This is a genomic window from Polaromonas sp. P1_F1 (assembly GCF_056405795.1).
On record NZ_JBFUBJ010000001.1, the window covers coordinates 378600 to 397434 of the forward strand.

13 protein-coding genes are annotated in these 18835 nt (G+C 61.7%); 10 read left to right on the plus strand and 3 right to left on the minus strand.

Features of this window, described 5'->3' with window-relative positions; translation table 11 throughout:
* Window positions 1-260: 260 nt before the first annotated feature.
* The gene (gene urtA / locus AC1DZE_RS01885) at window positions 261-1529 is read right to left on the minus strand and encodes an urea ABC transporter substrate-binding protein (protein ID WP_477671973.1); all 1269 of its coding nucleotides are present in this window, start codon (window positions 1527-1529) and stop codon (window positions 261-263) included.
* Between the two features lie 247 nt (window positions 1530-1776).
* Here urtA and AC1DZE_RS01890 point away from each other — a divergent pair, with 247 nt between their 5' ends.
* From AC1DZE_RS01890 to AC1DZE_RS01900, 3 genes are all read left to right on the plus strand, one after another.
* A complete protein-coding gene (locus AC1DZE_RS01890) occupies window positions 1777-2298 on the plus strand; it encodes a hypothetical protein (protein ID WP_477671974.1) in 522 nt (173 codons plus the stop codon).
* 541 nt (window positions 2299-2839) lie between these two features.
* Window positions 2840-7690, plus strand: a complete 4851-nt coding sequence (locus tag AC1DZE_RS01895) for a hypothetical protein (RefSeq protein WP_477699729.1) — start codon at window positions 2840-2842, stop codon at window positions 7688-7690.
* The gene (locus tag AC1DZE_RS01900) at window positions 7687-9117 is read left to right on the plus strand and encodes a hypothetical protein (RefSeq protein ID WP_477672277.1); all 1431 of its coding nucleotides are present in this window, start codon (window positions 7687-7689) and stop codon (window positions 9115-9117) included. The genes AC1DZE_RS01895 and AC1DZE_RS01900 overlap by 4 nt, the downstream gene beginning before the upstream one ends.
* Before the next feature lie 483 nt (window positions 9118-9600).
* On the opposite strand, the gene AC1DZE_RS01905 is transcribed toward AC1DZE_RS01900, so the two are convergent.
* The gene (locus AC1DZE_RS01905) at window positions 9601-10107 is read right to left on the minus strand and encodes a LysR substrate-binding domain-containing protein (protein ID WP_477672276.1); all 507 of its coding nucleotides are present in this window, start codon (window positions 10105-10107) and stop codon (window positions 9601-9603) included.
* Window positions 10108-10598: 491 nt separating this feature from the next.
* On the opposite strand from AC1DZE_RS01905, the gene AC1DZE_RS01910 reads away from it, so the two are divergent.
* A complete protein-coding gene (locus AC1DZE_RS01910; protein WP_477672275.1) occupies window positions 10599-12059 on the plus strand; it encodes a sensor histidine kinase in 1461 nt (486 codons plus the stop codon).
* Here AC1DZE_RS01910 and AC1DZE_RS01915 read toward each other — a convergent pair.
* Complete coding sequence (locus tag AC1DZE_RS01915) at window positions 11983-13131, minus strand: GlxA family transcriptional regulator (RefSeq protein WP_477672274.1); 1149 nt, start codon at window positions 13129-13131, stop codon at window positions 11983-11985. The two genes, AC1DZE_RS01910 and AC1DZE_RS01915, sit on opposite strands and share 77 nt — an antisense overlap.
* A 102-nt stretch (window positions 13132-13233) precedes the next feature.
* Between AC1DZE_RS01915 and AC1DZE_RS01920 the strand changes: the two genes are divergently transcribed.
* The 6 genes from AC1DZE_RS01920 (at window position 13234) to AC1DZE_RS01945 (ending at window position 18817) form a co-directional block, all read left to right on the plus strand.
* Complete coding sequence (locus AC1DZE_RS01920) at window positions 13234-14100, plus strand: substrate-binding periplasmic protein (protein ID WP_457282112.1); 867 nt, start codon at window positions 13234-13236, stop codon at window positions 14098-14100.
* 73 nt (window positions 14101-14173) lie between these two features.
* Window positions 14174-14962: an amino acid ABC transporter ATP-binding protein gene (locus AC1DZE_RS01925; RefSeq protein WP_477699730.1), complete on the plus strand. Its 789-nt coding sequence runs from the start codon at window positions 14174-14176 to the stop codon at window positions 14960-14962.
* Entirely contained in the window at window positions 14962-15618 is a 657-nt protein-coding gene (locus AC1DZE_RS01930; RefSeq protein ID WP_477699731.1) for an amino acid ABC transporter permease, read from the plus strand. The genes AC1DZE_RS01925 and AC1DZE_RS01930 overlap by 1 nt, the downstream gene beginning before the upstream one ends.
* Window positions 15615-16301, plus strand: a complete 687-nt coding sequence (locus tag AC1DZE_RS01935) for an amino acid ABC transporter permease (protein WP_477668183.1) — start codon at window positions 15615-15617, stop codon at window positions 16299-16301. Before AC1DZE_RS01930 ends, AC1DZE_RS01935 begins: the two co-directional genes overlap by 4 nt.
* On the plus strand, window positions 16298-17731 hold the full coding sequence (locus AC1DZE_RS01940) for an amidase (protein WP_477672270.1): 1434 nt from the start codon (window positions 16298-16300) through the stop codon (window positions 17729-17731). Before AC1DZE_RS01935 ends, AC1DZE_RS01940 begins: the two co-directional genes overlap by 4 nt.
* 105 nt (window positions 17732-17836) lie before the next feature.
* On the plus strand, window positions 17837-18817 hold the full coding sequence (locus AC1DZE_RS01945; protein WP_477699732.1) for a lysylphosphatidylglycerol synthase domain-containing protein: 981 nt from the start codon (window positions 17837-17839) through the stop codon (window positions 18815-18817).
* Window positions 18818-18835: the final 18 nt, after the last annotated feature.

An 18835-nucleotide genomic window follows, 5' to 3' on the forward strand; every position in this document is an offset into this window, starting at 1 on the left:
CTGTAGGTTGGGCACAGCACGCAACCGCGTTGCGCCCAGACTGCAACTTCCTGAGGGGCACCGGTCTTACTCACCAAGAGCAAGAACCGGACCGTAGACGCCAAAACGGCGTCAAGACTGGAAGAACCAGAACCACTCCATTGAAGAAGTGGTCCAGAGAGCGTAGCGAGCAGCCCGAGGTGGGTTTTGCAGCGCGGAGCCGTACAGAGGTACGGCGAGCACTGCAAGGCCCAGATCGGGTTGCGCAGTAGCTCTATGGCTTACTTCTTGACGGGTTCGTCCGGTTTTTTGTCATTGCCTTCGATGTAAGGAGACCATGGCTTGGCCTTCACGGGGCCAGGCGTCTTCCACACCACATTGAACTGGCCGTCGGCCTTGATTTCGCCGATGAAGACCGACTTGTGCAGGTGATGGTTCTTCTCATCCATCTTGCTCACGATGCCGGAAGGCGCGTTGAAGGTCTGGCCGGCCATGGCGGCGATGACCTTGTCGGTATCGGTGGACTTGGCCTTTTCAACAGCCTGCTTCCACATGTTGATGCCGATGTAGGTGGCTTCCATCGGGTCGTTCGTCAAAGGCTTGTCAGAGCCGGGGAGCTTCTTGGCCTTGGCGTAGGCAGACCATTTTTTGATGAACTCGGTGTTGGCCGGGCTCTTGATCGACTGGAAGTAGTTCCAGGCAGCCAGGTGGCCCACCAGCGGTTTCGTGTCCACGCCGCGCAGTTCTTCTTCACCCACAGAGAAGGCAACCACTGGCACGTCTTTGGCCTTCAGGCCGGCATTGCCCAGCTCTTTGTAGAAAGGCACGTTGGAGTCACCGTTGATGGTGGACACCACAGCCGTCTTGCCGCCTTGCGAGAATTTCTTCACGTCAGCCACGATGGTTTGGTAATCGCTGTGGCCGAAGGGGGTGTATTTCTCGTCGATGTCTTTGTCAGCCACGCCCTTGCTCTTCAGGTAAGCGCGCAGGATCTTGTTGGTGGTGCGTGGGTACACGTAGTCAGTGCCCAGCAGAACCCAGCGCTTGGCGCCGCCGCCGGCCTTGCTCATCAAATAGTCAACCGCAGGAATAGCCTGCTGGTTAGGCGCTGCACCCGTGTAGAACACGTTCTTGGAGAGTTCTTCACCTTCGTACTGCACGGGGTAGAACAGCAGGCCGTTCATTTCTTCAACCACTGGCAGTACCGACTTGCGGGAAACAGACGTCCAGCAACCGAAGATGACGGAAACCTTGTCTTGACCGAGCAGCTGCTTGGTTTTTTCAGCAAACAGGGGCCAGTTGGAAGCCGGGTCAACCACCACGGGCTCGAGCTTCTTGCCCATCACGCCGCCCTTGGCATTGATCTCTTCGATCGCCATCAGCACGGTGTCTTTCAGGGTCGTTTCAGAAATTGCCATGGTGCCCGACAGGCTGTGCAAGATGCCAACCTTGATGGTGCCACCCGATTGGGCAAAAGCCGGCATGGCGCCAAGGCCTGCCAGTGCGACTGCGGCGGTCATCGCCTTGAGGGTAAATCGACGTTGTTGCATGTGAATCCTCGCTCCGGTAGATAGGTAGGTGAGTCGCGTTTCGCTGCGCCAAAACCAGGGGAAACCAGGGCTTTTACACAGCGATGAACCGATTCTGGGGACCGGAGGGAGATTGGGGAATACGCCGGGTGGCGTATGCGGGGTGGCCTTTATGCTGTGGGGTGCCGGTGAGGGCCGGCATTACAGGGAGGTCACTGCGCCCGCTGACCTCTCTTCCATATCAAACTAAAAACGAGGACTCTCTTATATGAACGCGCTGGTTTCCCGCTCTTCACACCTGCTCATCCTTGCCTTGACCGCCGCAAACCTCGCAGGGTGCCAGACCACCCAGCCTGGCCCAGGTGCAAGCAACCCCGAGCCCAGGATTGTTTCCGTCACCCGCGTAGGAGGAAAAGGCATCCCCAACGGCCGATCAGATTCAGCAGCGCCCTATCTGCGCGTCATCAAGTTACAAACCGCCACCGACCCGGGCTACGGCTACTCTGCCGCGAAACCCATCAAGACAGGACCGAGAGACAAGAGCTTTCACCATCTGTACCTCAACTCACTGCGCGGACCAAAAGGCGAACCCGTGACCTATGAACGCCGAGGCGCCTGCTGCGAATACGAGGACAAATCGATCCCGACGGGTAGCGGGCTTCCCTCAGGTGGCGGGCTGCTGGATGTTTACGACATTCAGGTTGACGGAGGCAGCAAGACGATTGCGATTTATGTGGATATGTACCGGACGGGGCCGCCGCTGTTGCCGGTTGGGTTTACGGCTCGGTAGTGATGTTGCTTTGCTTAGCGCGGGGTTCCGCTTCGTTCGCTTCTCACTCCACTACTGATATGGTGAACCGGAAAATACGTACACCTATGTCGCAGCGATGAGCCGATTCTGAGGACCGGACGGGCGTTGGGGAATACGCCGGGTGGCGTGCGCGGTGCAGAAGCCACGGAGCGGGAATCATGGACCTGCTACCCCTTCGCCTCCCCCGCTTCGCTAATCGATGATTTATCTGGCTACCGACAATATGTACTTATCCATAGTCAGTCGACACGACTGCTTTCGACGACAAAGCGGAATTCCGAACGATCAGATTCAGTGCCTGAAAGCAGCCGGCACAGGTGACAACGCCTCTGGATGCTGGATGGCGTAATACAGCGGGTGCCGCCATTCGTCGTTGGAATATCTTTAACGGAAGATGTGATATGGGAGACAATTCTTGGTGTTGGTGCCACTGGGCGCCGACGTCAGGTGTAGGCGTAGGGCATCTGACGCTTAGAACAATTTCCGCGATCGCATCACGAAATCAGAAAAGTGGGTCATCTTGGCTACCTCACGGATTCCAACAAGTTCAAAAGGCGTTGAAGCTGGCGGCTCGGCCGCGGCAGGCGGCTTCGAGTTCCAGGCGAAGCTCGGGGCGATGTTCGGCCTGCAGCTGCTCGCGCAGCGTCCGGTGGATCACTCGCTCGGTTTGGGGGCGGCAGTTCCCGTCTGGATTCGGTTCGAAAGCRAAGCGCCGGTCGATGACATCCTGGTGGCGACTTCCCTGGATGGCTTCATCGCGGTGCAGGCCAAGACCTCGGTGGACCTCTCGCCCAACTCCAAAGGCGGCTTGGCGAAGACCATCCAACAGTTCGTTCGCCACTGGCTGGAATGCCGCGATGGCGATAGAACAGATCTTTGGAACCGGCCGCTGGACCCAGCCCACGACCGGCTAGTGTTGGCGGTCGGGCCATCAGCCCCTTCGTCCATCCGTCTAGACCTCCCCGCAGCCCTGCGATCCCTCTCGCAGCCCACGCCGATCGCGCTCAACAAAGAAGAGGACAGGGCACTTGACGTGTTCAAGTCGTGCGTGGAGGCGGCCTGGGTCGCCACTACATCTGAGGACATGCCGGCCGAGCTTCTGCGCGAGCTCGCCGCGCTGATCAGAGTCATCACGTTCGATCCAGACGGTACCGACAGTCAGGCGCTCGACACGATGGCGGCGGTGGTGGTGGAGCCTTCCCAGGCGCGCCCGTTGATCAACACGCTGACTGTCATCTCCAAGCGATGGATGACTCAGCGCGGCGGTGGCGACTTGGCTCAGCTGCGCCAGGCGCTCGGGGCCGAGAGCATCCCCCTGCGCGCGCCGCCGCAGTTCGACAGGGACGTCAAGAAGCTGAAGGCGCATTCCCTGCAGATCGGCGTCGATCTCCAGAGCTACGAAAAGATCGACCAGGCCGACGGCGTGATCAAGATCACACGGGATTGCCAGCCCGCCGCATTGGCGGCCGCCAGAGATGGATCACTTCTTCTCATCGGCGAGCCCGGGGCGGGCAAGAGCGCGGTCATCAACACGCTCGCCCGTGAGCTGCGAGCGCATGGTGATGTGGTTGAGATGGCGGTCGATCGCTACAGCGTCCAGGATCTCGCGGGACTGCAGCGGGAGCTCGACCTTGATCACGACCTGGTCAGCGTGCTGCAAGCCTGGGACGGACCGACCGACGGCTGGCTGGTCATCGACGCGCTTGACGCTACCCGCGGCGGTAAGGGGGAGGGGGCTTTCCGGACGCTCATTGAGCGCGTCCTGGCTTTGAAAGGGCGCTGGAAGGTCATCGCCTCGATTCGCACGTTTGACCTGCGGATGGGCGTGCGCTTTCGCGAGCTGTTCAAGGGGCGACCTGCCCACGCCGACTACCAGGACAGCACGTTCTCGATGGTCAGGCACCTGGCGGTGCCATCCTGGTCCGCCGATGAATTCCAGCGCGTGCTGGATCAGGCTCCGCATTTGCGTCGGGCTCTAGCCGGCGTGCCGGTGGAGCTGCAGCAACTGGCGATGGTCCCTTTCAACACCCGCTTGATCGGCGAGCTGCTGAATTCAGGGATGACTGTAGCTGCCTTTGTGCATCTGGCCAGTCAGGCTGGCCTGCTGCGGCTGTACTGGGATCACCGCATCACGCCCCTGGGCGTCGGTGCCGACGCCTGCCTCCTGCGCGTTGTTGAAAGCATGGTCGACGGTCGGACCCTGCGAACCCCGACCGCCGCCATCGCGACCTCAAATTCTGAAGCGCTGAATAGCCTGCTTCACCATGGCGTGCTGGCCAGGGTCGAGAACGATCGCTACGTCCAGTTTCGGCATCACCTCATCTTTGACTACGCCGCGTCTCGACTCCTAATGGATGTCGATGGCATCGTCTCCGGTGCCAAGGAGTACCTAAGAGGGGAGACCGTCGGCCTGATGCTCGCGCCAGCTCTGGGGTTCCTGCTGCAGGAGCTCTGGAGCTCGGAGAACAGCCGTGAGCGCTTCTGGACGGCCGTTGAGAGGATTCTTGGCAACGCCAATGGTGACCCGATCTTCCGCAGCGTCGCCGGGCGGCTCAGTGCAGAACTTCCCGAGACGCCGCAGGACGTTCATTCCATCGCGGTCCACACTGCCGCGCGCCGGGAGCATGCAGCGACAGCGCTCCGGCACGTGGTCTCTGCCCTCGCCGTCCGCGTGGAAGATGCGCCCGAGATAAACCTCGCTCCATGGGCCGCTCTTGCGGGTGAACTGGCAGCGTGTGTCCAGGCGGTTCCATACGTGCTGGGATCACTGCTCCATGTCCTGGTCATCACAGCACGTCCACCGCAAACCGGAGAAGCAGTCGGCGTAGGGGCGCGCGCGTTGCTGCGACTTGCGCTCGAGCCGGAATCGAAGATCGCAGCATCGATGGTGATCCCGCGGGTCGTTTCGACCTACACGACGAACCCGGCCGCGTCCCGTGCACTGCTCGCGCAAGTCTTCTTGCCAGCCCGGGCAGCCACCCACAACTGGGATGACGTGCCGGCGCTTTGCCGCGAGATCGCCCCGCTCGTCGAGGCAGATCCGGACTTTGCCGCCGACGTCTATGGATGGACCTTTGAGGGCAGCGTCACCGAAAGCGTGACCACGAGCATCGGCGGAAGCCGGAGCCAAATCTTGTCTTTGAGCTCCAACTCGGTACAGGACTACGGCATGGCGCTGTATTCGCTCGCCGAGTTCTATCCAAAATTTCTGAAAGCTCATCCCGAGTCCGCCACTCGCGCACTGATCACAGCGGTTGAGGGCTTCATAAGGAGAGAGCACAGCTCTGAAAACAAAGAGGCCGTCAGCCGAAACATCGGCGGCGCCGTGTTCAAACTCATTGGAGATAACAGCCATGTGTGGGCGCACGAGCCCGATCGTTCTTATGGCCACGATGGCGAAGCGCTGATGCTGAAGTTCGTCGGCGCGTTCGTCGAACTTCCGGAAGCAGTTGCGCGCGCCGTTGCCGACCAGACTGCCAGGGGCCCTGGGTGGGGATTGCTCTGGTCGCGGCTCTTCCTGGCGGCCGTACGCCGTGGTGACAGCTGCGTCGATCTGCTCTGGCCCATCGCTGCCGACGAAGCGTGGCTGACCCAACCCGAGACCCGCAAAGACGCGATCGACCTAGTCGCGAAGGGTTATGCTCGGCGAAGCGCTGAACAGCGAGAGCGCCTGGAGTCCTCGGCTGCCAGCTTTGCCATGGATGGCTTCACCCACACTGATGAGGCCAGATCCGCCTTGATGCACCGCTTGTTCAGCGTCATCGGTCGGTCTCAACTGGCCACCGATCAGGCCAAGGCCGTGCTTGACGCGATGTCCACCGAGGCGCTCGGGAGAAGCAAGCAGAACGAGAGGCTGTTCAGGATCACCAGCGGATCGGGGCCGACCGAGCCGTACTTCTGGATCCGGGATCTTGACAAGTCCTTGCCGGGCAATGCTGCCGCGATACAGGCGTTTGACGCCGCCAAGAAGGTGCATGAAACACAGCGTGGCAAACAGGGTGACGACATCGGCACCGAGCAGACGCTGTCGCTGTTGGAAGCCGTTGCGAGCAGCCTTCATGCACCGGACCTGCATCCCGCCTTGCGCCTGAACGGGGAGGGCTTGATCGGCGAGGGGTGCAATCACTTAGCCCAGGGTGAGCGGCTGGTGGCCACGGACCAGTTCGATCCCGGGGATCGGTTTCTCGCGTTGCTGCGCATTGCAAGCACCTCGGCCAACCCGGATGTCGACGACACCACGGAGAGCGACTACGAGCGGTCTCAATCGTGGGGTGGGCCTGCCGCGCGAATCGAGGCCGCCGCGGCAGCGCTGGACGCCTGCCTGCAGCGTGAAGACCTGTATCTTCGCCTTGTGGCGGACATCGACCGCCTCATGAGTGATCCCCATCCTGCCACGCGGTCACAGTGCATCGGGCATCTGGTGCGCATCTGGAACATTGACCGGGAAGGGTTTTGGTCTCACCTGACGTCCCGGTTGAGGGACGAGACGAACCTTGCCGTCCTGAAGTCAACAGTGGGCGTTCTGCATTCGGTCATCCACGCGGATCCTGGGCGAACGGAGCCCCTGGTCTACGACTTGATGGCGAGGTACGTCGGCACGCCCAAGGAATCGGACGCGGAGGAAATGCTGGCTGACCTGTTCGCCATCCTGCACGTCACCTACGACCGTGCGACGGCGGACACCAAGTTGACGGAATGGATGACCAGCCCTGCAGACCACAGCAGCGCGCTTGGCACCATTCTCTACACGCTACGCGAAGCGGTCGTGCTCGGACTTCAGGCCGATCAGGCAGGCAACGACGACGTCAGGCGCCGCTCCCAGGCCTTGATGCATCGCATCGTCGTTGCTGCGGACGCGCAGCTGGCCGCAGTTGACTTCTCGCAACCTATGCCGGAAGAGCAGAAGACGCGCCTCCGCGCTTCTGCGGAGCTCGTAGACAAGGCGGCAATGCAGCTCTACTTCGCGACGGAACGCGCTACCGGTGGCTCGGGCCTCGACGATGCAGCGTGTGCCGTCTTCCTGAACGAAGTGTGGCCGACGCTGGAGTTGATCGGCCGCCAGCCCAACGCCCACACCATCTATCAACTACTGCAGCTCATCGAGGTGCTCGCACCACAGGATCCGATCAAGGCATTCGATCTCACGGCTCACGCCATTCGAACCGGCGGATCGAATGGCGGGTATCAGTTCGAGGCATTGGGCGCTGAACTGATGGTGCGACTGATCAGCGGTTTCCTGGCGGACAACAAGGAGATCTTTGAGGACGAACAACGACGCCAGGCGCTGGTTGATTGCCTTGAGATATTCATGGAGGCTGGCTGGACTTCGGCACGCAAGCTGCTCTACCGCTTGCCGGAGCTGCTCCAGTGAGTCGCATGGCGCGCAAGGCGGATTTCCCGGGAAAGTTCGCCGAACTCTTGGAACGTCTAGAAGCAACGGATGGACCAATCGCTGCAGCGCCCTACGCGGGTGGTCCCGTCGGTGACCTGCACGAGCATGCGACGCGCGTGTATTTCCTTGACGCCATGATCGAGCTGCTGGGGTGGACCCTGGGCCTGGGTGGGGATGTCGTAGAAGAGGCGCGGCTGAAGGACAAGACGACGACGCGCATGGACTACCTAGGCAAGGCGTGTGAGACCGACGTCCCCGCGCTGCTGATCGAAGCCAAGGCATGGGAAAAGCCCTTTCTGCAGCCTCGCAAGGATGGGGCCTTCCGAGTTGACGACGTATTGGCGAACGCCATCGACCATTGGCGCGGGGGCGGTAAGACCGCGGAATCGCCGCTTGCCGGCGATTGGCCGGACTACATCGTCCAGGTCGGCAACTACGTCAGTCGCCTGTACAAGCTCCACGGGCATCGGTTGCCGAGGGCCGTCATTTGCAGTGGCGAATGGATTGTCGTCTTCATCGATCCGGTAGCTGCGTTTGTGGAAGGTCCCGCTCAGAGCAACTCCATCAAGCACTTCGAGAAGAAAAACTACAAAAACGACGCCCCGCAGCTCTATGAGTTGCTATCCAAGGATTCGTTGGTCGAGGAGACGCCGGCCAGCGTCCGCCCGACGGAGATCTCGAACTTCTTGACGAGCGACACGCTCGACAAGTGCTTCCACGCGGTGCTGGTGAGCTATGAGACGGCAGGTACATCTCTATTTGGAAAGAAGCCAAGGATTGCAATCCATCCGGCACTCGTGCTTCAAGGTCTCGACGGCATGCGGTTGACGGTGTTGGAGGAGACGGATGCCGAGTACATGGAGTACGGTAGGGATGAACACGGGGTGGACTTGTTCTTGGACGCCCATGTGGCTTCGATTGGCGAGGCCGCCGCGGCCCTCTTGAAAAGGACCTCGGAGCAACTCGGCGTCGAACTCCACCCGTCTTCAACCGTCGATTTCCGCGGTTTTCCAAGGCAGCCATTGCATGGTGTCGAAGTCTTCACATCGTTTGTGAAGGACCTGCCGAAACACAAGGACAACTGGATCGTCGTCACTGGCCAGGACACGCACTTTGTGAGGGCGCGTCCAGACCTGGCCTGTGACTTCCACAGCTGGGGGACCTGCAAGGCCGCACATCGCGCGGCGGGTGATTCAGCCATCTTGAGGTCGACGATTACACCCAGGGTACTGTTCGCTGACGATAAGCCTCATCACTGTGCGCATCGCGACATGCTAGATCGGCGCAGATCGCGTTGCCAGGTCCCGATGATCGATGACCGACTTTGCTGCCGCGGTTGCACGTTCGCGCCGGTGTGCTGGCCAGGCACTGTCAATCCACCGCTGCCTTGTGGGTGGACGGCTTGAGAACAACTTCGCGCGTAAGCGTTATCCGGCTCGCTATGTCGTGATGGAGTCAGACACGGTCAACGAGGAGCGGACGCCTGTCTTTATCCGGGCCACCGCGCTGCTTTCCACTTTGGAGCAGGCGCTCGATTTCCAGCGAGATCGAATCTGTAACACGTCCCATAATATTTGTTTGTTGAATTCACGGAATGCGCATCGCCCTCGTCGCCATTTTCTGCAGTGTCGCGGCCATACGAGGAAGCCGCTCCCCAACGACTGGCAGTCGCTACAGCAGTAGGAGAGCCTGACAAGCCCGAGGGGCTGAGGTCAGCCTGTAACGAATATTCGTTCGCGAAGTAGTGAGCCAGCAGTGACAACAAATCCAGCGTCGAGAGCGGTCGTTCGCATATGTCGGTTCATGGCCCATAGCGGAAATACTGTTTACGGTGCCAACTATCGATAACTACATATTGGCGATAGTCACCCTCACCGCCCACTGCATCCTCATCCTCGCAGCACAGACAGCGTCCATTCCTCAAACAGCCGAATACTCCGCTGCTCCCGCCGCTCAGGCGGATAGGTGAGGAAGTAGGCATTCCCGCTGTCGACCTCGAGGTCAAAGGGCGTCACCACCTTCTGCGAAGCAATCAGGACCGTGAACAGCGCCGCGTCGGTGACGGCAACGCCCAGGCCGCGCTCCGCGCTCTGGACGCACATGTCTACCGTGTCAAACAGCTGCTCACGCGCGCCCTGCAGGTCGGGCACGCCGGCGCCGCGCAGCCAGGTCAGCCATTCGTGCCGGTTGGCGGTGGCATGCAAGAGGGTCACACCGGCGAGGTCGCTCGGCTCGCGCAGGCTGACGGCGAGCTGCGGCGTGCACAGGGGTACCAGGCGCTCGCGCATCAGCGGCACTTCGACCAGGTTAGACCAGCCGCCTTTGCCGTGGGCAATGATGACGTCGGCATCGGTGTTGCTGAAATCGAGTGCGTCTGTCCAGTGGGTCGTAGACAAAAGGCTTTACCAGCATGATGCTGCCGCCGAGACAATCACTTCATCCGTCCCGCGCTAGGCTCACACACCCCAGCCATGAATAAAAAGGTACACGTTCCGCCCGTGTAACCACCGCCCAACGACAACCAAAGACGGCTCGCCCAACGCCGCCAACACTGGCAAGATCAGCACAAGGCTGGCGGGGCAACAAAAACAAGACTTTTATGCCCCGGCTGGCGTGAAGCCAATGGAACACGGCGCACCGCCAAACGGCCGCGCCGCAATCCCCGATACCTGGCAAAGAAGGTCTTCATGAAGATCTCCCCAAGCGAAGGCGGGCAGATTCCATAAGCCAAATAATAGGTAGAAGCCCCCAATCCCACCCTCTTCTTCCCACCCGGTACTCAAGGGAAAATCACTGATATTGTTATTGCCCGCACCCCGCCCCGCTCACAGAAGAATCCGCTCTCAATGACGCCCACCACGCCAGCAGCCCCCGAAGGCGCCGTTCGATGACCCCACGCGAGACCTGGATCAGCGTGCAGCTGGCCCGCACGTTTATGCAAAATGCGCGGCCTACGCTGCATGCGGCCGTGCTGATCATTCTGGTGGTGGTGGCAATGCTGCATGGGCGTGTGGCGCCATGGGATTTGTGGGTATGGACCCTGGCCACCGGCTCCATGACGCTGCTGCGTTATGCCATCCTGCATGCTTACCGCCACCGCCTGGCGGAGGCCGACGGGGTGGCGCTGCGGGAGTTCATGTCGCTCCTTGGATGGGCCTGGCCCTTGAGCGCGGTGGTCTGGGGCTCGCTGATGTTTGTGGTGTACCGCCAGGCCCCCATTGAAGACCAGCTGGTGTGCATCATGATCCTGGGGGGCATCGCGGTGGTCGCGGTGGCTTCGGGCCCGCCGAGCTTGCGTACCGTCTCAGCGTACTGCAACGGCTTGAGTGCCTCGGTGCTGGCGGCCCTGGCCTGGCGAGTAGACCTGACGGGGGGTGTTCCTTCGGTGCTCGACACCGGCGCCGAGATGGGGGTGGTGCTGGTTTTCCTGTGGGTGGCCCATGTGACGGGCCGGCGCATGTACCGGGCCCAGCACATGAGCCTGGAGCGGCAGTTCGACCGCCAGGAACTGATCAAGGCTCTGGAGGAGCGAAAACAGGCCCTGGCGGAGGCGGAGGCCGTGCGGAGCAGCTTTATTGCCAGCGCCGCGCATGAGCTGCGCCACCCCGTGCAGGCGCTGGGCCCGTATGCCGACTGGCTGACCAAAGAGCCGGAGTTCGCGGCGCAGATTGCGCGCAAGATTGGCGATTCGACACGCAAGATTGACGAGCTGTTTGAATCGCTGTTCAGCCTGGCGGGGCTGGAACCGGCTTCGCTGAGCGTGCACCTGCAGCCGGTAGACCTTGGCGCGCTGGTCCACACGCTGGCCGAAGAGCACACGCCGCAGGCGCGCGAAAAAGGCCTGCGACTGCGCACCCGAACCGCCGCGGGACGGGCGGTGTCAGACCCGGTGCTGCTCACGCGGCTGGTGGGTTGCCTGCTGTCCAATGCCTTGCGCAACACGCATGGCGGCGGTGTGTTGCTGGCCGCGCGGCAGCGCCGGGGCAAGTGGCGCATAGAGCTGTGGGACACAGGCACGGGCGTTGCGCGTGAACGCCAGCAGACTTTCTCTGAAGGCATTCCGCAGCAGGGCATGGCCGAGGGCTTTGGGCTGGAGCTGGCGGTCGTCTACCGACTGAGCCAGCTGCTGGGGCACCCGGTGGGCATGACGGAACGCCAGGGACGCGGCAGCGTCTTCTGGGTGGAGCTGCCCCGATACGAGGAGGTTGAGAAAAGCGGAAATGCTCCCCGGGGGCCTCTACCTGGGCCTCTATCTGGGCCAGTAATTGGGCCTACACCTCCACCGCAGGCAACGCCTTCCGCAACCGCCCGGGCGAAACACCATACAGCTGTTGAAAGTGCCGGATGAAGTGCGAGGCATCGGCAAAGCCGCATTCGTAGGCGATGGTGCTCACCGGTGAATCGGTTGAGGTCAGCAGCCACCGGCCGTATTTCAGCCGCGAGTTGCGGTAAAACCCTGAAGGGGAAGCGCCCGTTTCTGCCAGAAAGACCCGTTCAAGTTGCCGGCTGCTGGAATCCACAATTTTGGCGATGACGGAAATTTCAAGCGGCGTGGTGATGTTCTTTTCCATCAGCACAATCGCCTGGCGGAGCTTGTCATTGTCGGCACAGGCATAACCCAGCGCGCGCCGGCGTGCGACGTGCGAGATGGCGGATTTGCGGGTTACCGTCATCTGGTGCACGACCTTGGCGGCGCGGTCCGGGCCGCAGTGCAGGCGAATCAGCTCGGTGGCCAGCTCGATGATCGAGATGCCGCCCGCGCAGGTGATCCGGTCACCATCAAAGATGTAGTCGCAGTTGGTGGTGAAGGGTAGATCGGGAAAGGCTTCCTTCCAGTCATTGACATGGAAGGGATGAACGCAGGCCATGCGGCCTTGCATGAACCCATGCCGCGCGAGCACAAAGCTGCCGGTGCAAATGCCGATCAACGGCACACCGGCTTTTGCGGCGTGGTTCAGAAACTTCACACCTCGAGGGTCGGCCGTTTTCATGAAGGGCAGCAAGCCCCCGATCACAGCCACGTAATCAAAGTTGCAGTCCGACGAAGCCGCGGGCAGCGTGGCCACTTCGACGCCGCAGCTGGAGGCCACGGTCTCGCCGGCGGCGCTGAGCACCGCCCACGTGCAGCGAAGCTGCCGGCTCTGGTCGCCCAGGTCTGCGGCGTGGCGCAGCGCATCGCACAGCCCCGCCAGCGACAACAGGGGAAAACGCGGGCACAGAAAAATACCGACCCGCAGTTCCACACCGGTTTTGGGAGGCGTTTTGGCCTTGGCCGCGTCAAGCCGGTCCACCAGCTGGTTGCCCTCATCCTGTACGCCGGCCGCCCTGTTGACCTTCGCGGGTGCACGCTTTGCGCGCTTTACCGCCGCAGCTTTGGGCGCAGAAGCGCCCTTCGTAGGTAATTTTCCCGAATGTCGCATACGTTCAATTTACACGCCAAAGCTTCCTATGACAAGTTGACGGCGCTTCATACCATCCACCCCGTCAGTGAGAGTTTCGTTAAACCACCATCAGGAGTTTTCATGAAAAAAACATTCGCCGCACGCCTCTTGTGCATGCTTCTCGCCGCGGGGGCGGTACTGCCGGCTGCCAACGCCCAGGCCTTGCAAACCGTTGAAAAAGACGCGTTGACGATCGCCTTCACCGGTGACATGCCGGGCACCGGCTACCAGGACGGCGCCATGATTGGCTACGACGGCGAGATCCTTCAGCGCGTGGCTGAGGCCGTGAAGCTCAAGGTCAAGCCCGCCCTCATGGAATGGTCGGGCACCATTGCTTCGGTGCAGGCCAAACGTGTCGACGTGATGGCCGGCACCATGGGCTGGACCGAGCAGCGCTCGAAGATCATGACCTTGAGCGACCCGATTCATTACTTCAAGAACGGCATCACCCAGTCGAGCAAGACCAACTGGTCGCACCTGAAGGACCTGGAAGGCAAAAAGGTCGGCACGATCACCGGTTTTTCGTTCATTCCGGAGCTTCGCAAAATCACCGGCCTGCAATTGACGATGTATGACACATCCGACGCGGCAGTGCGCGACCTGCTGGCCGGCCGTATTGACGCCGTCATCGGCGACCCGCCCGTGATGCAGTACGCCATTTCGCGTAACCCGCAGTGGAAGCTCAAGTTCAACGCCTTTGTTGACAACAACCCGGACTACCCCCTGCTCACCGGGCTGGGCCAGGTGGTGTTTGGCCTGAACAAGGACAACCCGGAACTCGCCAAGGCCGTGAACGCGGAAATCGCCAAGCTCTGGCAGAGCTGTGAGCTCAAAAAGATCGGCGGCAAATACGGCCTGGTGCAAGACGTCTGGTATGTGCCCGTGGGCCAGAACTTCCGCGCCGGCGTAGACCGCCCTGCCGACTGGAAATTGCCGTCCTGCAAGTAAGCCCTTCGAAGCATGGATACAGGCGAACGCGTGTTTTTCTCATGCGTTCGTCTGCGTCAAAAAACTGAACCCAATGAACAACACACTGTTAAAAGTCGACGGGCTGAAAAAAAGCTACGGCCCGCTCGAAGTGCTCAAGGGAATTTCCTTTGACCTGCGTAAAGGCGAAACCCTTTCGCTGATCGGGCCCAGCGGCTCCGGAAAGTCGACCTGCCTGCGCTGCCTGAATTTTCTGGAACAACCAGGCGAAGGCGCCATCGTGCTTGACGGTGAACGGATAGGCCAGGTGCCAACCCGGCACGGCGGGTTCCGCTTCATGAATGACCGCGAACTCGCGCCGCAGCGCCGCGAGATCGGCATGGTGTTCCAGTTGTTTTATTTGTGGCCGCACCTGAACGTTCGCGACAACGTCGCCCTGGGCTCCATCAAGGCCGGCGGCATGTCGAAGCCCGAAGCCTATGAGCTGGCCGACGCCATGCTGGAGAAGGTTCACCTTTCCAGCAAGGCGAATGAATACCCGGAGCGTTTGTCCGGAGGGCAACAGCAGCGCGTGGCCATTGCCAGGGCCCTGGCCCAGCAACCCAAGCTCATTCTTTTTGACGAACCGACTTCTGCGCTTGACCCTGAGCTGGTCGGCGAGGTGCTGACGGTAATTCGTGAGCTGGCCGAAGAAGGCCGCTCGATGATTCTGGTCACGCACGAAATCCGCTTTGCCAGGGACGTGGCCGACCGCGTGATCTTCATGGACGGCGGCCACATTGTTGAGCAGGGCCCCGCTCTGGACGTCATCAACAACCCGCAGCTGGAACGCACCCGCAGCTTTCTCGGCCAGGTGGCGGACAACCCGGGGCTGGCCAGGTGATGGAACAGCTTGGAATTTTCGGGGGCATCCTCGCTGTGCTGGTGGGTGGCGCGGTCACCGCCGCGGTGGTGGCCCTGGGTGCTTTCGTCATTGCGCTGGCAGGCGGAATGCTGCTGGCGGTGACAGTCACATTCGCGCGCTTTCGTTTGCTGAAGCTGGCCATTGCCGCCTACATCGAATGGATGCGCAACGTTCCGGCATTGGCACACCTCTTTGTGATCTATTTCGGGCTGGCGGCGGTGGGCATACGGCTCTCGCCGCTGGTGGCGGCGATTTTGGGCCTGGGGCTGGTTGGCGCAGCGGTGTTGTGCGATGTATTTGTCGCCGGGCTCAAGTGCCTTCATGCCGGCCAGCGCGAGGCCGCCCTTTCCGTCGGAATGACACCGCGGCAGGCGCTGATTCATATTCTTCTTCCACAAATGCTGCGGGTGACGTGGCTATCCCTCGGCAACTACACCAGCCAGCTGCTCAAAGACACGTCTATTGCCTCTGCGATTGCCGCGCCGGAAATCATGTTTTTTGCCAGGAACCTGGTGACCTCTACCTTTGAAACCACTTTGATCTACCTTGCCGCCATGCTGTTGTACGCGGCCATGGTGCTGCCGGTCAGTTGGGGATTTGCCAAGGCCGAAAGCCGCATGGAGAACAAGCGATGAACAGTTTTTTTGCGGTCTTCCTGCAATACTGGCCCGACTGGGCTCCCCGCCTTGCAGAGGCGGCCAAAGTAACGGCAAAGCTGTCATCTGCGGGCTTTGTGATGGCCCTGCTTCTGGGCGCGGCCCTGGCGGCCATGATCCGCAGCGGCCGGCCGGCCCTGCGCTTTGCCGCCAACTTCTTCATTCAGTTCGTGCGCACCGTGCCCTTGCTCGCGCTGCTGCTGGCACTCTACTTTGCGTTGCCGCCGCTCGGGCTTACGCTGCCGGGCTTCTGGGCCGGGGTGATCGGGTTGGGCCTGCACGGCGCGGCGTATGTTGCCGAGATTTTGCGCGGAGGCCTGCAGTCGATTCACCGCGGGCAGCGCGAAGCAGCCCTGGCCGTTGGCCTGGCGCCGCACCAGGTGTTTATGCATGTGGTGTTTCCCCAGGCGCTGCGCGTCATGCTGCCACCCTTGCTGAACACCTATGTGGCGCTGTTAAAAGACAGCTCGCTGTGCGCATTGATCGCCACGGACGAACTCATGCTGACGGCGCGGGCCATGTCCAGCGAGTTCTTCCTGCCCCTGCACATATTCCTGCTGGTGGGCGCCTTTTACTTTGCCATTGCCTTTCCCTTGTCAATGCTTTCGCGCGCGCTTGAAAAGCGCCTCTCGCGCGGCCGGCGGGTCATGGGTGCTGCATGACCTCCATCGCCAATTCCTCTCTCAACACATCGCTTGCCTACGCCTCCATGGAGCAGACGCTCGAAGCGCTTGCCAGCGGAGAGACCAACAGCGAAACACTGGTCGAAAACCAGCTCTCGCGCATAGACGCCTTTGACGCCAAGCTGCACGCCTATGTAGACCTCTATGCAGATGAAGCCTTGCAGGCCGCCCGCGGCCTGGACAAGCTCAGGCAGGCCGGCTTCACGGTGGGCCCGCTGCATGGTGTGACCATTGCCGTCAAAGACCTTTTTGAAATTAAAGGCCACGCCATCACCGCGGGTTCCAGATCGCTCCCGCCGCGCACCTCCACCGTCACAGCGACGGTGGTCGACCGGTTGAGGGCAGCCGGCGCCATCGTGCTGGGGAAAACACACACGGTGGAATTTGCCTTTGGCGGCTGGGGAACCAATACTTCCATGGGCACACCCTGGAACCCCTGGGACCTTGAAACCCACCGTGTGCCCGGCGGCTCCAGCAGCGGCTCGGCCGTGGCGGTTTCGGCGGGCATGGCCAGCGCAGCGCTGGGCACGGACACCGGCGGCTCCGTTCGCATTCCGGCCGGGCTCTGCGGGCTGGTGGGGCTGAAAACGACACATGGTCTGATCAGCCGCTACGGCCTGATTGACCTGTGCCCCACGCATGACACGGTGGGGCCCATCACGCGGACCGTGAAGGATTGCGCAACGCTGCTGGACGTGCTGGCGGGGCCCGACCCGCAGGACGCGGCATCCCGCTTTTCGCCCTCGCGTTCGGTTTCAAAAGAGATTGAAAAAGATGTCAGGGGAATGCGGGTCTGGACCCTGCCAAAAGCTGAACGCGAAGACGTGGACCCGGAAGTGCTGAAGGCTTATGACAGGTCTCTTTCCGTATTCACCGGGCTCGGCATGACCCTGGTGGACAAGCCGCTTCCGCAAAGCCTGGCGCAATCCATGCGCATTGCAGGCAGCCTGATGAGCGCCGAAGGCTATGCCAATCTCGGCACGCTTTTTGAGCGCAGTGAGCTGGAGTTTGACCCGAACATCAAGCGGCGGATCATGCTGGGCCGGGACATCGGGGCCGCCCAGTACATCAGCCTGCTGCGCGACCGCGAGTCTGCGAAAGCCGCGATGCTGGAGGCCATGGACGGCGTGGATGTTTGTGTATTTCCGACCAACGCCATTACCGCCATTCCCGTCAGCGAGGTCGATGAACTCGCCACGCCACTGTCGCGCTTCGGGCGCTTTGTGAACCTGCTTGATTTGTGTTCGGTGGCCGTTCCGGCAGGGCTTTCGGCCAACGGCCTTCCGGTTTCCATTCAGGTGATCGGGCGCCCGTTTGCCGAACCCACGATATTGCGCGCGGCGTTTGCGTTTGAGAAGGCAACGCCATGGAACCGCCTGCATCCCGCAGGCCTTGAGCTGGAGCGCTGAAGGGGCGGCGCTGCGGCGTGGTGGGCCGCCGTCGGTTTTCGCCTACAAAAATCAGCGCCAGCCTGGCTGGAGTTCGCTTTGCGCCTTGCTGAAAATGCACTGATCATGCCCAGCACTGCGGCTCACCTTCCCGACAGCACGTCCCCGGCAGCCGCAACGTCGCTGTGGCCGCGCATCCGCCGCTGGGTGTTTCCTGCGCTGGGCATCGTCGTCCTGGGTTTGCTGGTTTCCCATGCCCACAAGGTGGACTGGGAAGGCGCCTGGCAGACGCTGCGGCGCTACTCGCCTCTTTTGCTGCTTGCCGTGCTGGGCCTGGCCACGGCCAGCCATGCGCTGTATGGCTGCTTTGACCTGATTGGCCGGCAGCACACGCGCCACAAGCTGCCGCGCCTGCAGACCTGGGCCATTGCGGTCACCAGCTATGCCTTTAACCTGAACCTGGGCTCGCTGGTCGGCGGGGTTGCGCTGCGGGCGCGGCTGTATGCGCGGGCGGGGCTGGACGAAGCCACCATTGCGCAGATCGTGGGCCTGAGCCTTGCGACCAACTGGCTGGGCTATGGGTTGGTGGCGGGGAGCCTCTTTGCCGCCGGCGCCATTGCGCCGCCCAGCCAGGCGCACATTGGCGCCGCGGCGCTGCGCCTGCTGGGCGTGGTGATGGTGCTGATTGCACTGGGCTACGTGGTGGCGTGCGCGTTGGCGCGCGGGCACGCGTGGCGGGTGCGCGGGCGGCGGCTGAATCTGCCTTCGGCGCAGCTGGCCCTGGTGCAGCTCGGAATTTCGGCCAGCAACTGGGCACTGATGGGCGCGGCCATGTATTTGCTGCTGGGCCAGCAAGTGCCCTACACCACGGTGCTGGGCGTGCTGATGGCGGCGTCCATCGTGGGGGTGATCATGCCGATCCCCGGCGGGCTGGGTGTGCTGGAGGCGGTCTACCTGGCGCTGCTGTCGGGCAGCGTGCGCCAGGGGGCACTGATGGGCGCGGTGCTGGCCTACCGCGCGCTTTACTACCTGTTGCCGCTGGCGGGCGGGCTGGTGCTGTATGCGCTGCTGGAGCGGTATGCGTCAACCCACGCTGAAGCCCATTAGCCGAGGTACCGCCTGGTG

Excerpts from the sequence above, each read along its gene's own strand:
- urtA (WP_477671973.1), bottom strand. The coding sequence starts at position 1,529 with ATGCAACAACGTCGATTTACCCTCAAGGCGATGACCGCCGCAGTCGCA.
- AC1DZE_RS01890 (WP_477671974.1), top strand. The coding sequence starts at position 1,777 with ATGAACGCGCTGGTTTCCCGCTCTTCACACCTGCTCATCCTTGCCTTG.
- AC1DZE_RS01910 (WP_477672275.1), top strand. The coding sequence starts at position 10,599 with ATGACCCCACGCGAGACCTGGATCAGCGTGCAGCTGGCCCGCACGTTT.
- AC1DZE_RS01915 (WP_477672274.1), bottom strand. The coding sequence starts at position 13,131 with ATGCGACATTCGGGAAAATTACCTACGAAGGGCGCTTCTGCGCCCAAA.
- AC1DZE_RS01920 (WP_457282112.1), top strand. The coding sequence starts at position 13,234 with ATGAAAAAAACATTCGCCGCACGCCTCTTGTGCATGCTTCTCGCCGCG.
- AC1DZE_RS01925 (WP_477699730.1), top strand. The coding sequence starts at position 14,174 with ATGAACAACACACTGTTAAAAGTCGACGGGCTGAAAAAAAGCTACGGC.
- AC1DZE_RS01930 (WP_477699731.1), top strand. The coding sequence starts at position 14,962 with ATGGAACAGCTTGGAATTTTCGGGGGCATCCTCGCTGTGCTGGTGGGT.
- AC1DZE_RS01935 (WP_477668183.1), top strand. The coding sequence starts at position 15,615 with ATGAACAGTTTTTTTGCGGTCTTCCTGCAATACTGGCCCGACTGGGCT.
- AC1DZE_RS01940 (WP_477672270.1), top strand. The coding sequence starts at position 16,298 with ATGACCTCCATCGCCAATTCCTCTCTCAACACATCGCTTGCCTACGCC.
- AC1DZE_RS01945 (WP_477699732.1), top strand. The coding sequence starts at position 17,837 with ATGCCCAGCACTGCGGCTCACCTTCCCGACAGCACGTCCCCGGCAGCC.